This window comes from Mesorhizobium sp. M8A.F.Ca.ET.165.01.1.1 (assembly GCF_004792065.1).
In the GTDB taxonomy this organism is placed as follows: domain Bacteria; phylum Pseudomonadota; class Alphaproteobacteria; order Rhizobiales; family Rhizobiaceae; genus Mesorhizobium.
The window spans coordinates 24126-37366 of sequence record NZ_SRTH01000020.1 but is presented as its reverse complement, the minus strand read 5'-3'; the positions used below and the strand labels follow the sequence as shown (position 1 = coordinate 37366).

The 13241-nt window shown below is 57.0% G+C and carries 10 protein-coding genes and 1 pseudogene; 5 read left to right on the top strand and 6 right to left on the bottom strand.

Annotated features, from left to right (window positions below; translation table 11 throughout):
• Positions 1-188: 188 nt before the first annotated feature.
• From EN808_RS31400 to EN808_RS31375, 6 genes and pseudogenes are all read right to left on the bottom strand, one after another.
• Positions 189-1835: an MFS transporter gene (locus tag EN808_RS31400; RefSeq protein WP_135917898.1), complete on the bottom strand. Its 1647-nt coding sequence runs from the start codon at positions 1833-1835 to the stop codon at positions 189-191.
• A gap of 317 nt (positions 1836-2152) precedes the next feature.
• Positions 2153-2380 (bottom strand): hypothetical protein, encoded by a 228-nt coding sequence (locus EN808_RS31395; protein ID WP_135917897.1) that lies wholly within the window; start codon positions 2378-2380, stop codon positions 2153-2155.
• Positions 2381-2604: 224 nt separating this feature from the next.
• The gene (locus EN808_RS31390) at positions 2605-2895 is read right to left on the bottom strand and encodes a DUF982 domain-containing protein (RefSeq protein WP_135917896.1); all 291 of its coding nucleotides are present in this window, start codon (positions 2893-2895) and stop codon (positions 2605-2607) included.
• Positions 2896-3572: 677 nt separating this feature from the next.
• On the bottom strand, positions 3573-4229 hold the full coding sequence (locus EN808_RS31385) for an antitoxin Xre/MbcA/ParS toxin-binding domain-containing protein (protein ID WP_135917895.1): 657 nt from the start codon (positions 4227-4229) through the stop codon (positions 3573-3575).
• A gap of 1634 nt (positions 4230-5863) precedes the next feature.
• Positions 5864-5980: pseudogene (locus EN808_RS31380) on the bottom strand (IS6 family transposase); the annotation flags it as partial.
• 179 nt (positions 5981-6159) lie between these two features.
• Complete coding sequence (locus tag EN808_RS31375; protein WP_135917894.1) at positions 6160-6957, bottom strand: IclR family transcriptional regulator; 798 nt, start codon at positions 6955-6957, stop codon at positions 6160-6162.
• A gap of 392 nt (positions 6958-7349) precedes the next feature.
• Here EN808_RS31375 and EN808_RS31370 point away from each other — a divergent pair, with 392 nt between their 5' ends.
• The 5 genes from EN808_RS31370 to EN808_RS31350 all read left to right on the top strand — a co-directional run bounded on the left by EN808_RS31370 (position 7350) and on the right by EN808_RS31350 (position 13143).
• Positions 7350-8516 carry an aminotransferase class V-fold PLP-dependent enzyme gene (locus EN808_RS31370; protein WP_135917893.1) on the top strand — a complete coding sequence of 389 codons (1167 nt, stop codon included), beginning with the start codon at positions 7350-7352 and terminating at the stop codon, positions 8514-8516.
• Positions 8517-8590: 74 nt separating this feature from the next.
• Positions 8591-10048, top strand: coding sequence for an aspartate ammonia-lyase (locus tag EN808_RS31365; protein ID WP_245525170.1), 1458 nt, complete (start codon positions 8591-8593; stop codon positions 10046-10048).
• A 79-nt stretch (positions 10049-10127) separates the two neighbouring features.
• A complete protein-coding gene (locus EN808_RS31360) occupies positions 10128-11240 on the top strand; it encodes an S-(hydroxymethyl)glutathione dehydrogenase/class III alcohol dehydrogenase (protein WP_135917892.1) in 1113 nt (370 codons plus the stop codon).
• Positions 11241-11285: 45 nt separating this feature from the next.
• Positions 11286-11855 (top strand): S-(hydroxymethyl)glutathione synthase, encoded by a 570-nt coding sequence (gfa, locus tag EN808_RS31355; protein ID WP_135917891.1) that lies wholly within the window; start codon positions 11286-11288, stop codon positions 11853-11855.
• 328 nt (positions 11856-12183) lie between these two features.
• Positions 12184-13143, top strand: a complete 960-nt coding sequence (locus tag EN808_RS31350) for a sterol desaturase family protein (RefSeq protein WP_210235479.1) — start codon at positions 12184-12186, stop codon at positions 13141-13143.
• Positions 13144-13241 lie beyond the last annotated feature (98 nt).

Here is a 13241-nt window from a genome sequence, read left to right as displayed (position 1 = left end):
CCGCTAGTCTAGCCCGCCTGCATACAGCACGTCGTATCGACGACTTTTTTGCTGCCGCGAGGAGGCGTGTCGGCACCGGAACGACAACCGAAGCCATTTGGATCTTCCCCAGTCTGCAGCCGTCCGCATCACTCGCGAATTCGGATTCTAGATGCGAGAGTGCCCGTGCAGCTCTCTCTCAACGACCTTCAGGGACGCGACACAAAAGGCACGGGCTGGACCTCGCTGCCGGGCGCCAAGCTTGTCGACCGCTCGATCGAAAGCGCGAGATGAGGAGGAGCCTCACCGGCCTGCAGGGCGGCGAGGCGCTCGTCGAGCTCCCTGTCAGCCACAGTCAGCCGATGGTTTAGACGAAGATAATCGGTCCATGTCGGGGTGCGGAACGTCTCGGTCCACAGCGTGGGCTTCTGAAGATTTCGCTGCAGCGTCCAATTGCGCGCGCCGGCGCGGCTCTGAACGCGCCGCCTTTCGCGCATGCAGCGCAGAAATGCCGAGATGTTCGCTTCGGGGATCAAATACTCGACCTTGACCACGATTGGACCGCTCCTTGGTCTTAGAGTTAGTGCCAGTTCGGGGGGAATGAAGTCGGCGGCCCCCTGGTCCGATTCTTCCCAAAGTTCGATGGGCAGCACTTTTCCCGCCGCTGCAACCAGCAACAGCGCCACTGCAGCGCCTTCGAACGCCCATGTCAGCGAATGGTTCTGCGCGACCGCACCCCAAATCCAGCTGCCGGCCGCCATGCCGCCATAGGTCAAGGCATAATAGATCGACAGAGTGCGACCGACGACCCACCTTGGGCTTGCGAACTGCACACACACGTCGGTTCCGGTCCAGGTGACAACCCAGCCGGCGCCACCGATGGCAAGCGCGATCGCCGCCACAGCAACCGACGATGTGAGGGCCAGCAAAAGGCAACATGCCGCGCAGGCAATGGACGCGAGCGTGACCAATTTCTCTTGCGAGGCGATGCGTCTCAAGTAGCCATTGGCCAGTCCGGCGATGAAGGCGCCGGTGCCGAAACCGGCCAGCAGAACGCCGTAAACGAGTGGGCCGCCCGCCAGCTGATCACGCACGAGGAGCGGGAGCAGAGCGAGGATCGAGATGCTCGACAGCCCAAACAGGGTTGCACGCGCGATCGCGAACCGGATCTCCGAGGAGATCGCCGTGAAAAGCATGCCATCGCGGATGGCAGTGATCATCCGTTCGCGCGGAAGAGGCGAAGAGCGGACGTGCCATTTGGAGCGCAAGACAGCGCTCAATGGGACGAAATCACTCAGCGCAGCCAAGGCGAAAGCGGCCAAAGGTCCCAGCAAAGCCAAGATTACGCCGCCCAGCGCCGGCCCTATGCTTCGAACAACGTTGTAACCAATCGACATCAGCGTCACGGCAGCGGGTATCTCGCCCTTTTCCAGGATATCGCCGACGGAGGCATGCCAGGCCGGATCATTCAAGGCAAAGCCGCACCCGGCCAGGAAACTCAAGCCCAGGATCAACCACGGACTGACGAAGCCCAGCGCGACAGAGAGAGCCAGCGTCGTGGACGCCAGAGCGATCAGGCAGTGTCCCGCAAGCATCACTCCGCGGCGGCTGAGACTGTCGGCAATGGCCCCGGCAAGGATCGACAGGAAGAAGGCGGGCAGCGTCGAGGCTGCCTGCACCAGCGCAACCATCAGATCGGAGGCTGGAATGGTGGCCATAAGCCAGCTGATCGCCACGCTTTGGATGAGCCAGCCAAGGCTGGAAATCTGCGTGGCTGTCCAGATCGAACGAAAGACCGAGTTGTTGAGAGGGATCAAAGTGGTCGCCGCAAAGAGCGGGGAATTTTCAGGGCGCATGACGTTCTCAACCTCCCTCACCTGCTGACAGCCGGGCCTTTGGCGCTCAGCTGCGTCACAACCAAGTTCGTTCTCGCGCTCTCGACACAGGAGAGATTTCGCATCGCCATGCCGATGTGCGTAATGGCGCCAATTGGGTGTAAGCTGTTCGGGGTCGCGCAACCCGGTGGGCGCGGTCCGTTCTGCCCCGCGATCTCAGCTTTGGATGGTGCTACCGCGCCGAGGGGCGGCTTGTCAAACGGTCGCGGGCTGACAGGGTCAACCGGCTCGATCCGCGGCAAAAACGAGAACGGGCTGCGCCTAGGGCCGAGCCGTTTTCACCCTTGGCATCGGACAAGAGCCCAGGGGGTCATGGAGTGGCATCGCGGTCGTTCAGCCTTCTTGATCTCTTCGAGCGTGTCGGTTCCGCTTTCGAAGAGCGCCATGATCTTTGCGGCCAAGGCCTCACGTTCGGGGCTGTCCGGCGGGAAATGGCCGCCGAGCTCCGCGAGCGCCTTGCTGAGCATTTCCAGTTGTTCTGGACGTGCAAAACTATGGTGCGGCATGGCAGACCTCCCTCAAAGCGCCTGAAGCCATTCACTACGTCGCCCGCCGCATTATCGCAGCCCGCGTGTCAATCGACCAAGCCGCTTTTGCGAGCCGGCACTATTGCGCCATCTCAAAGCGCCGGAAACACATACCAGTTCCGATTGTGAACCCGTTCGCGCATCGCTCGTCAGGTCGCCCGAATTCCTCGAGCACGATAGATTCACCCCTCCCCCCGCGAACCCTAAGCCAGAAGCTTTTTGCACGCGGCGATCCACTGCATGGCCGATATTGGATCTTCCAAAATCGCGGCGCGCATGGCGAATTCGAGAAAAGCGTGGTGTGCGGCGCTTACAGGTTTGCGCCCATCATATGCATTACAGCACGCCTGAAGGGCCGTCTGGTGAGTCAGGTCCTTTTGCTCCTCGGGCCAGTCATTGAGGAAATCGACGGCGTCCGCAACGTTCGCAATCTCTTGCACGATATAGGCAGCACGCTTGACGAAGATTGGGCTGCTGAAGTCCTCCGCGTTCATCGGGTCCTTCAAGCAAATGAACTCTCACTCTGGGCGCGGCGCGGCCCGGCAATCCTCGCAAAATGTGCTGTCAGGACTACGACGATTCAAGGGGCCTAGCCCTTTCGTTCCACTCTCGGCGAGACCGCTCGCCGCATCTGCAACGGGCAGCATTTTCAAGATGCTGACCGCGGACCCGGGGAGAGCACAAAGCATAAAATCGATTAGCTGCGGGACAGCACCGTCGCGGTTCGCTTTGCGCGTCGCTGGTGCCGTTCAGCACCGGCTAGAGACCACGCCAGCGCTTTGGACGCGCGAGGCGCCTTCGGCAACGCAGTGATTATCTGGAACGGAGGCAAAAAGACAAATGCATTGAGCTGCATCTGATTGGAGCCGCAAAGCGCGGCAAGCAAGCCCGTCCCCGCGTCGTCTGTCGAGCAGAGAAGTGTTGCGGTTGCTCGGATCACCGCCGGAAAAAGAAACTCCTCGACTGATCCCGTTTGCGGGTCCCCCCGGTCGGGCGCTCAATGGCAAGCCTTTGACGAGGCGGAAGAAGTATAAGTTGCATTTTTATCACTAAAATGTCGGTTTTACTTGCACAAATGGGACAACTATACATTTGCACAAATCGCACAATTGGCACATCTGCTTTGTTCACCGAACAGAACGTTAGCAACCAGCCATCGTCCGGTTAATCGTCAGATAGTTCCGATGAGAGAAATAGCCTGGGCGGCCGATGCAACGACTTCTGTGTTGGCACCTTCTCTGAGCAATTCGATAGGAACGCGACCCTTGAGAAGAGGCGACGGCCTGGTCAGCCACAGCCAAGCCAATTTGGGATCGGAGATCGAGGAAAGGACCTGCCTTATTCCGGGCATAGGCCTGCCGTCGATGAACTGAGCCAGGGGAAATACATGCTTGCGGGACCCTCTGCGAAAGGCAACCACATCATTGTGCCGCTGCCACCAATGCAGCGTGGACCGCGGTATCCCAAAACGTCTCTCGAGATGCGTCGACCCCGCAACTGGACCGGCCCACTCTGCAATGCGCGCGCCTTCTCTCGGGCAATCTTCTAAAATCGGATGCCCGAGCGGATAATTGGCTGGCCGCGGTCGCGAAGCGATCTCACACGCCTGGGCGTTTAGCCGTCGCGCTGCTTCGGCCTCGAGCCTACCAAGAAATTCGGCGGCCACGGCGGTCAAATCGTTGGAAGGAGAACCCGAAGTCGCAACAGCAGCGTTGTCACCCTGCCTCGCCTCATCGCACTGGGCAAGGATGCGCTGCACCTCCCTCATGACAAAGCTTGAAAGCTCGGTCTGGCGCTTTTCATCTCCACGATCACTCGACCCGGACATATGTGGGCTTTCTCATTAGCATTCCCTCAGCAAGCCGCCGAAAGAGCGTTGAAGACATGGAGTTTGGAGGACGTGGCTATGTCGCGTCTTCGTGTGCTCGCGACCTAGCAGCCCTCGCGCGGTTTCAATTTGTGCCTCTCAATAAAAAAGGGAAGAACAGCGATGGACGACCGTCTTTTTCCACGATCGAAACAGAAGCACATCGCAATGCATCCTTCATAGCGTGACGTTATCCGCGACCTCATTTGTCCAAGTTCAAGGTTTAGATTCTCAGCTATATATAATTAGACGTGGATTTTGTGCCACAATGTTCCAAGTATTACCTTGGACAAATCCAACGCTTTTAATATGTGGACGAACTGTGCAGTCGACCGAGACTTTGATGCGCGCATCTACTGGAGGAATACATGCTTCACTGTTGCCGCCTCGCATGGCCAGGTAGCACAGCACCTCCTTCATGACAAAGGTTGGGCCGCCCTGGCGGACGTTTCATTTGCAAGATCGCTCGATCCACTTATACGGACTTCCCGGCAGGGAAGCAGGTTTTATCCGGTGCCTCAGCGGACATCATGCAGCCGAAGGACCAAGCGCCGCCTCCTCGTCACTACCGACCAGCGGGCCCTGTGCTCACGCCAGTCGTATCGAAAACGAAAGTAAGGTGTCGCATCTCGCTCATTGTTGGCACTCGAGGCTCGGTGGGATCAAATAATGAGCGCAGACACTCAGCAAATTGCCGGCCCAGCAGGAGACTAAGCTCACTGCCGGGCCGGCACGCCTTGGGAGGTGGCGTAAGTCAATATGCTCGCTCATTAGTATTAGAGCGCCTTTTGCCACTCCGGCAGGATCTGCAATGCGTCGCAGACAATACCGCACTCGAGTCGCGCCTCCCCGTCCTTGTTGACGGCGACGATGATCTTGAAGGTATGCCGACTCCATGCTGGACAGCACCTGCGGCGTCGCAGGCTGCAGCCCCGCAACTGCTCTGCGTAGGATATAGGCGGTCATTAGGCCGAGACCTTCTGCATGTTCCACATCGGGAGGAGCTCCGGCATTTGGACGAGGCCGGTAAGGGCCTTACGTCGCGCTATGGGGTGGTATATTTTCCCAACCTCACGCCGCCGACGAAGTCCCACCAGATCCCTTGCATCTGGCGGGCAAGCGCCTTGCGCTCATCGAGCGTTGCGACATCTGCCAATTTTGCCCGCAGCGCTTCGTATTCGTCGTTCTTCGGCCAACCCTACCAGGCCTTATCGCCATTCGCGGCTCGAGAGGCCTTGCGTGAGCGGATTGCTGTCCGAATATTCGGAACTATCCGTGATGAAGACGTTCCAACCGCCGTTAGAATGAGCTTCAGTACTGCGGTTCTTTTTGCGAACTGCGGTTCTTTTTGCGAATGCCGACTAGGCTAAACCGGTTTTCCCAGGTTGGACGCTCTCATGTCTGGGACCTATCCCACCAAAAGGCTCTACACAAAAGTAGGCACACAGACACCGACTTGTCCAAAAAATTCTTGTCTCTTTGAACGATTTGTTCCGATAATTGAGAAATATGTGATCATTCAAAAAAACGGTCTTTGCGGCGATTGTTCCCCTGCACCCTTGATGCGGAGTCGGAATCGGTCGCCTGTGGAGAGCGACCCAGCGATGCACGGTGGGGTGGTCGACCTTCAAGCCGCGTTCGGCCTTGGAGGCCAAGTACCAGCGCACGCACAGGAGGATCACCGACTGGTCGAAATGACGACCCCTGAACATCACGTGCTCCTCCATAGCTGAGGAGCGTTCCATGACATGCTCCGCTTACCGAAAGGTTTGCGGCAGAGCCCTCGCAGTTGGGCCTGTTTTGAGCGAATTTGTCACGGGTTCGCGAGCGAGTCTACGATACGCCTGCAAGGTCAGGAAGCCAATGCGCAGCCCTCACCGGATTGTGCGCTTTAGCCAATGCCTTCTTCGGCAAAGTCGCCGCTGGTCTGCAGTATCGTCTCAGATAGCAACTTTGCTGCCCTTACCAAGGGCTCACGGAAACGCTGAAGCTCGTCAAAGCTGACGCGGGCGACTGGAACGGACACACCAAGACAAGCGATCAAAGTACCGCCAGGAGCTAGGATTGGAACAGCGCATCCAACTACACCTTTAACGAATTCTTCGTTCGTCCGAGCCCATCCTTCCCGGCGAGTTTCCTCTAGAACAACGAGAAGCGCATCAGGATCGGTTATCGTCCTGTCCGTATGCTGCTCTATGTGGAGGGATCGCACCAGTTTTTCACGCGGCTTTATGGGAAGCGTACTCATGTAAATTTTCCCAGTAGACGTACAGTAAATGGGCGCGCTATGCCCAGGATCGAACTGGAGTCCATGGGGAGCTGTAACCCGTATGCTGTCGACATAGACTACTTCGTTGTTTCTCACGATTCCAATTTCGCATTGCTCGCCAATTTCTGCTGCGACATTCTGAAGGACTGCGTGGCGTCGTGCCGTTCGAAAGGCTGAGCCAATCGTCTTGCCCGCAAGCACGACTAGGTTGTTTCCGACAACGAATCGTTTTGTGCCCGCCGCGCGCTGGAGCAGTCCGCGGGACTCCAGATTGCTGATCAATCTGTGAGCTGTTGGCAAGGGCAGGTCGAGACTCTTGGCAATGTCCGCCGCAGTAACTGCTTTTAGTTGCGTAGCCACGAAATCAAGAATTGCAAATGCGCGATCCAGTGGACCATCCGAATTGATTGTTGATCTCACAATATCTCGCGTTGGGTGAGGGGATCAAAAAATTCGAGAAAATAATTCCCGAAACTTGATTATAGCAGCGACCCTCGGATTTGGGAATGCCTAACATGACCTTGAAACCCTCGGCTATCGAGCTGGGCGTTTAACCTGCGAGCTAGAGCGGAGCCAGAGTTCGCCCTCCAGGGAGAGCGCACAATTATCATTTTTTGGAATAAAAAAGTTCGATAAGAGTTATTTTTGTGGACCTCTATCTGGTTTTACCTATGCTTTAGCCACTGCTGCTCGCAGGTGGAAAATTGCGGCGCAGAGGGTGCGTGCCAATAGCTTCGCCTAAATGTCGGGACGAGAAAAACGTGGCTCACCCCGCGGCGGAGCAGCCGAGACTAGCCGAATCGGAGAGATCAATGACGCAGTATTATGACGTTGAAGCGGTGAGGAAGCTATTTCCTGTCGTCGAGAAAATGACCTACCTCGACTCCGGCTTCCAGACGCCGATGTCAACGCCGGTCAAGCAAGCCTTTGAAGCTTTTATGAGGGAAAGTTATGAGGCAGCTGGTCCGAAATCCGTGTGGATTGACCGCATGGAAGAAACGCGGGCCAAGGTCGCAGCTTTGCTGAACGCGGCCACCGGAGAAATTGCATTCACGAAAAACACGTCCGAAGCGATGAACATTGCCGCGAACGCTCTTCCGCTGAAGGCGGGCGACAATGTTCTGATGATCCATGGCGACCATCCCAACAACACCTGCGCATTCCTGAACCTGAAGAAAAAGGGCGTCGAGGTCCGCTTCATTCCCATGACGGAAATAGTCAACGCCGACAGCTTCCGCTCACACCTCGACGCTAATACCAAAGCAATCTCGATATCGTATGTGGCTTTCCATGCAGGTCATCGCTTCGATATCGAAAGCGTGGGTGCGCTCTGCAAAGAAAAGAAGCTCTACTTCGTCATCGACATTATGCAGGCGGTTGGCGTCGTGCCAATCGATGCCAAGAAAGTCGGCGCCACCTTCATCGGCTCCGGTACGCACAAGGGGCTCCTCGTTCCCCAAGGCCTGGGTCTGCTCTATTGGGATCGCGCCCGCACGGAATTGGAGCCTGCCTATCTTGCGGCGAGCAGCCTTGAAAACCCGCCTGCCGACTTTGTCGCCCGCCCTGACGACATGGCATTGGCTCGCACTGCAGGCCGCTTCGAAATCGGCAACTTCAACCTGCTGGCAATTCAGGGGCTCGGCGCGGCTCTCGATCTGATCAACGACATCGGTATCGAGAAGATTGAGGCTCATTGCTTTGATTTGGGCGACAGGCTCATAGCGGGGCTTGATGCGCTCAACATCAAGCTTGTTGGCCCCCGAGACCGCTCTAACCGCGCACCGCATATCTACGTCGTCGCGCTTCCAGCGGATGAATGGATCGACTACTTCGCCTCCAAGTATGTGCGAGTCTCGCCCGAACGCGATGGTATTCGCATTTCGCTTGGCATGTTCAACACCGCCTCCGATATCGATCGCGTCCTGGATGTCATCAAGGAACGCGGCAATACGGCCGGCCGCTCCTCACAGGCCGCCTAATGCATTCTCGCTCCAGTCCGGGCGCGTGATGTCATGCCAGGCACGCGACAATGCGCTTTCTCTGGAAGGCACCCATGGGCGATTCGCAAATCATGCGAGGTATCATCGTGACGAACGCTCCACAAATCGAGCGCATTGAGAAAGACGCGCTTGGTCCTGTGGGCATCCCCGCTGACGCGTACTACGGGCCGCAGACAGCGCGAGGGATCGCCAACTTCCCAATTTCGGCGATAAAGATCAGCCATTTTCCGAACTTCATCAAGGCGCTTGCCTACGTGAAAATGGCAGCGGCGCGCGCCAACGCCTCGCTCGGCGAACTCGATAAACAAAAGGCCGATGTCATCTGTCAGGTCTGCGAGGAAATCGTGGCGGGCAGGCACCTTGGCGACTTCCCACTTGACGTTTTTCAGGGCGGCGCCGGCACCTCAACCAATATGAACATCAACGAGGTCATCGCCAACCGCGGCTTGGAAATCATGGGACTGCCACGCGGACGATACGACCAGCTGCATCCCAACAACGACGTCAACTTCGCTCAATCTACAAACGATGTTTATCCAACGGCGATCCGACTTGCGATCCTCCTTTCACGCGGGGCGCTGCAGCGAGCTTTGGAGCAACTCGCGGGCGTGTTGGAGGCCAAGGCGCAAAACTTTTCGGACGTGATTAAGCTTGGCCGGACGCAGTTGCAGGACGCTGTTCCGATGACGCTGGGCCAGGAGTTCCAGGCCTTCGCGACGACGCTGCGGGAAGATGTGGACCGTCTCGGCGAGATTGGCGCCTTCTTCCATGAAATCAACCTCGGTGGCACGGCGATTGGCACGGGCATCAATACGAACCCCGACTATCAGGCGGCAGCCGTCGCGGAGTTGCGCGCGATTTCCGGCGTGCCCGTCGTCTCGGCCGGAAATCTGATTGAAGCCTGCTGGGACACCGGCGCCTTCGTGCTCTTCTCTGGAATGCTGAAGCGGACGGCCACGAAGCTCTCCAAGATCTGCAACGATCTGCGGCTGCTATCCAGCGGCCCTCGCGGCGGCCTGAACGAAATCAATTTGCCAGCGCTTCAGCCCGGCTCCTCGATCATGCCCGGAAAGGTCAATCCAGTGGTGCCGGAGGTGGTCAACCAGGTCGCCTTCCAGATCATCGGTTACGATCTCACAATCACTCTCGCCTCCGAAGCGGGGCAGCTGCAGTTGAACGTGATGGAACCGGTCATCGCCTACAACATACTGCACTCGCTGGAGCTTCTGACCAATGCCGTCGACGTTCTGCGCACGAAATGCGTCGTGGGCATTACTGCCAATGCAGAGACTTGCCGCGAACATCTCGAAGCCAGTACCGCCGTTGCAACAGCACTGACGCCAGCGATCGGCTACGAGCGGGCAGCGGAGCTTGCGAAGGAGGTCTTGGCCTCCGGAAAAACTATTTGCGAAGTCCTGGCCGAGCAGCCCGACCTTTCGGAGGATCTAATCGCGCAAACCGCCGATCCGCACCTTTTGACCCGGCCAACGCGATCACGATTGGCATCTTAACAGCAGGCCAGAGATCGATCGACTGTTGCGCGGTGCGAAGCAGCCGCCCAACTCACCAGTAATTCAAAAAGGTGCCAACATGAAAAGCAGAGCTGCCGTCGCGTGGGAGGCAAATAAACCTCTATCCATCGAAACCATTGAAATAGGCGGACCGAAGGCCGGCGAAGTGCTGGTAGAGGTCATGGCGACAGGCGTCTGCCACACCGATGCCTACACCCTTTCCGGTCTCGATTCCGAAGGCAAGTTCCCGGCGATCCTCGGTCATGAGGGTGCGGGCATCGTACGCGAAGTGGGCCCAGGCGTCACGAGCTTGAGGCCGGGCGATCACGTTATTCCCCTCTACACTCCGGAATGCCGCCAGTGCAAAACCTGCCTCTCGCAGCGCTCCAATCTCTGCACATCCATCCGGGCCACGCAGGGGCTCGGGCTTATGCCGGATAAAACAACACGCTTTTCCTGCGATAGTGGCGAGATATTCCATTACATGGGATGCTCGACCTTCTCCAATTTCACCGTCCTGCCGGAAATCGCACTTGCGAAGGTTCGCGAAGACGCGCCTTTCGACAAGGTCTGCTACATCGGCTGCGGCGTCACAACAGGCATCGGCGCGGTGATCTACACGGCCAAGGTTCGTCCCTGTTCGAGGGTTGTTGTCTTTGGTCTCGGTGGGATTGGCCTCAACGTCGTCCAGGGCGCTCGCATGGTCGGTGCCGACAAGATCATCGGCGTTGATCTAAACCCCGCCAAGGCCGAACTGGCTCGCAAGTTTGGCATGACCGACTTCATCAACCCCAATGTGGTCGGCAACGACAAGGTGGTGCAGGCCATCCAAGACCTGACGGAAGGCGGTGCCGATTATTCCTTCGACGCCACCGGTAACGTGAACGTCATGCGCCAGGCACTCGAATGCTGCCATCGTGGGTGGGGGGAATCCATCATCATTGGCGTGGCGGAAGCCGGTAAGGAAATCTCCACCCGTCCGTTCCAGCTTGTTACTGGCCGCGTCTGGAGAGGTACGGCCTTCGGCGGCGCCCGTGGGCGGACGGATGTACCGAAGCTCGTCGACTGGTACATGGAAGGCAAGATCAACATCGATGACCTGATCACGCACAAGATGCCGCTTGATGAGATCAACACGGCATTCGATCTGATGCACGAAGGCAAGTCGATCCGTTCGGTGATCATCTATTGACCGCTGATTAGAACCCGCATGTCGCGGGAAACCCAGGAGGAAACCATGAGCGTTCGACTTCTTCATCCTTTGGTCCAGAACGGGCTTCACAAAGGAGACAGCAATCATGCAGGCGGCATTCTTGCCTGCAAATGCACAGATCGACCTGTTAAGGTGAAAGTCTCGAGCGGGATCGCCCACAACCATGCTTGCGGCTGCACAAAGTGCTGGAAACCAGATGGCGCTTCGTTCTCCGTCGTGGCCGTGGTGCCGAGCGAAAGCGTTTCGGTCGTCGAAAACGGCGCCAAGCTCGCTGTCGTCGATCCTTCTGCCCTGATCCAACGTCACGCGTGCAAGGAATGTGGCACCCATATGTACGGTCCGGTGGAGCGGGATCATGCGTTCAAGGGTCTGTCCTTCATACACCCAGAGCTGTTCGACACCGGCAAATGGCCGGAGCCCGGCTTTGCCGCATTCGTGTCTTCCGTTATTGAAAGTGGTGTCGATCCCTCGGAGATGGATGCCATCCGCGCAAAACTCAAGGATGTTGGGCTCGAGGCTTATGACTGCCTTTCGCCCGCTCTCATGGACTTTCTCGCTACGTGGACCGCAAGGAAAAATGGCGTTCTGCAGTGACATTTTTGAGGCGGTCCGGATCATCCTGGCCCGCCTCTATGATCGTGTCCTATCTTGGGGGTATAGGTGGTTTTAATACGCGTCCGCTTTTCAGGTAACTTTTCTCGAATTTCGGAATAAATGCCTTAATAATGTAAGAATAAATTGGACAGGTCTACGCCTGCGTGCGACCATCCCTTGCTTCAGACACCGAAACCATCAGCGCGCCCGGCGTCCTTTGGAAAAGCATTTTGGGTGGAACGACATGTTGAACCGAGAAGACAGTTACTCTGGAAAGGCAACGGTTATGGATCGTAATCCTTCCAAATCACCTATCGACGACGCTCCAATGAGCGAGGAATGGAATTGGCATCCCAATTTGCCACTTCCGCATTCGTCGGTGTTCGAATGGCCTCTGCGCCCCATCGCAATATTCAGGTCGCTTGCGAAGTCCTGGTTCGAGCTGTCGATGACGCTTGTCACTCTGGGCACAGCCATTTTCAGCGCAAACTACCTTCAACCCGCTCTCGAGGGATGCTCTACTTTCGAGTTCGGATGGATCGCCCAGATCTATCTGCGCAACTTTGCGCTGATCACGATCATCGCCGGCGGACTGCATCTTTATCTGCATACCTACAAGCTGCAGGGCAACAGGCGCAAATACATCGCGCAGGAATTTGCCAAGAAAAAGAAGATGTTCACGTTAAGCAACCAGGTCTGGGACAATATGTTCTGGTCGCTTGCGAGCGGTGTTACGATTTGGACAGCCTACGAGGTTCTGTATTTCTGGGCGTTCAGCAATGGCTACTTACCACAGCTGAATTTTTCCCAACACCCGATTTTGGGTGTGGCTCTTTTCCTGCTGACCCCGTTCTGGCTGTCATTTCACTTCTATTGGTCCCATCGCTTACTGCATTGGGGACCGCTCTATAAGCCTGTCCATTCGCTCCATCACCGCAATATCGCGACCGGGCCATGGTCGGGGTTCTCCATGCATCCCATAGAGCATGTCCTTTACCTGTCCTCATGTCTCATTCACCTGGTGGTACCGTCCAACCCAATTCTGATGCTGTTCCACATGCAAATGCAGGTATTGAATCCGCTCGCCTCGCATTCGGGCTTCGAGGAGCTTCTCGCTCACGACAAGAAGCAGATGGCGCTGGGAAATTTTTACCATCAACTCCATCATCGCTTTTTCGAATGCAATTACGGCGGACAGGACATTCCGTGGGACAAGTGGTTTGGTTCGTTCCATGACGGTACAGCCGAGTCCACCGAGCAAATGCGCAAACGGCTCAGTCGCAAGTGAGCATTAAGATATGAGTATTTGGTCACGCGCGTTCGGCGGCGCTCGAAAAACCGCCCCCATTCCCACCACACTGAACGTTCTTGTCGCTGCCGCACGCG

Bases quoted from the DNA above. Each gene is read 5' to 3' on its own strand.
- EN808_RS31370 (WP_135917893.1), top strand. From the start codon at position 7,350: ATGACGCAGTATTATGACGTTGAAGCGGTGAGGAAGCTATTTCCTGTC.
- EN808_RS31385 (WP_135917895.1), bottom strand. From the start codon at position 4,229: ATGTCCGGGTCGAGTGATCGTGGAGATGAAAAGCGCCAGACCGAGCTT.
- EN808_RS31395 (WP_135917897.1), bottom strand. From the start codon at position 2,380: ATGCCGCACCATAGTTTTGCACGTCCAGAACAACTGGAAATGCTCAGC.
- EN808_RS31360 (WP_135917892.1), top strand. From the start codon at position 10,128: ATGAAAAGCAGAGCTGCCGTCGCGTGGGAGGCAAATAAACCTCTATCC.
- EN808_RS31390 (WP_135917896.1), bottom strand. From the start codon at position 2,895: ATGAACGCGGAGGACTTCAGCAGCCCAATCTTCGTCAAGCGTGCTGCC.
- gfa (WP_135917891.1), top strand. From the start codon at position 11,286: ATGAGCGTTCGACTTCTTCATCCTTTGGTCCAGAACGGGCTTCACAAA.
- EN808_RS31400 (WP_135917898.1), bottom strand. From the start codon at position 1,835: ATGCGCCCTGAAAATTCCCCGCTCTTTGCGGCGACCACTTTGATCCCT.
- EN808_RS31350 (WP_210235479.1), top strand. From the start codon at position 12,184: ATGAGCGAGGAATGGAATTGGCATCCCAATTTGCCACTTCCGCATTCG.
- EN808_RS31365 (WP_245525170.1), top strand. From the start codon at position 8,591: ATGGGCGATTCGCAAATCATGCGAGGTATCATCGTGACGAACGCTCCA.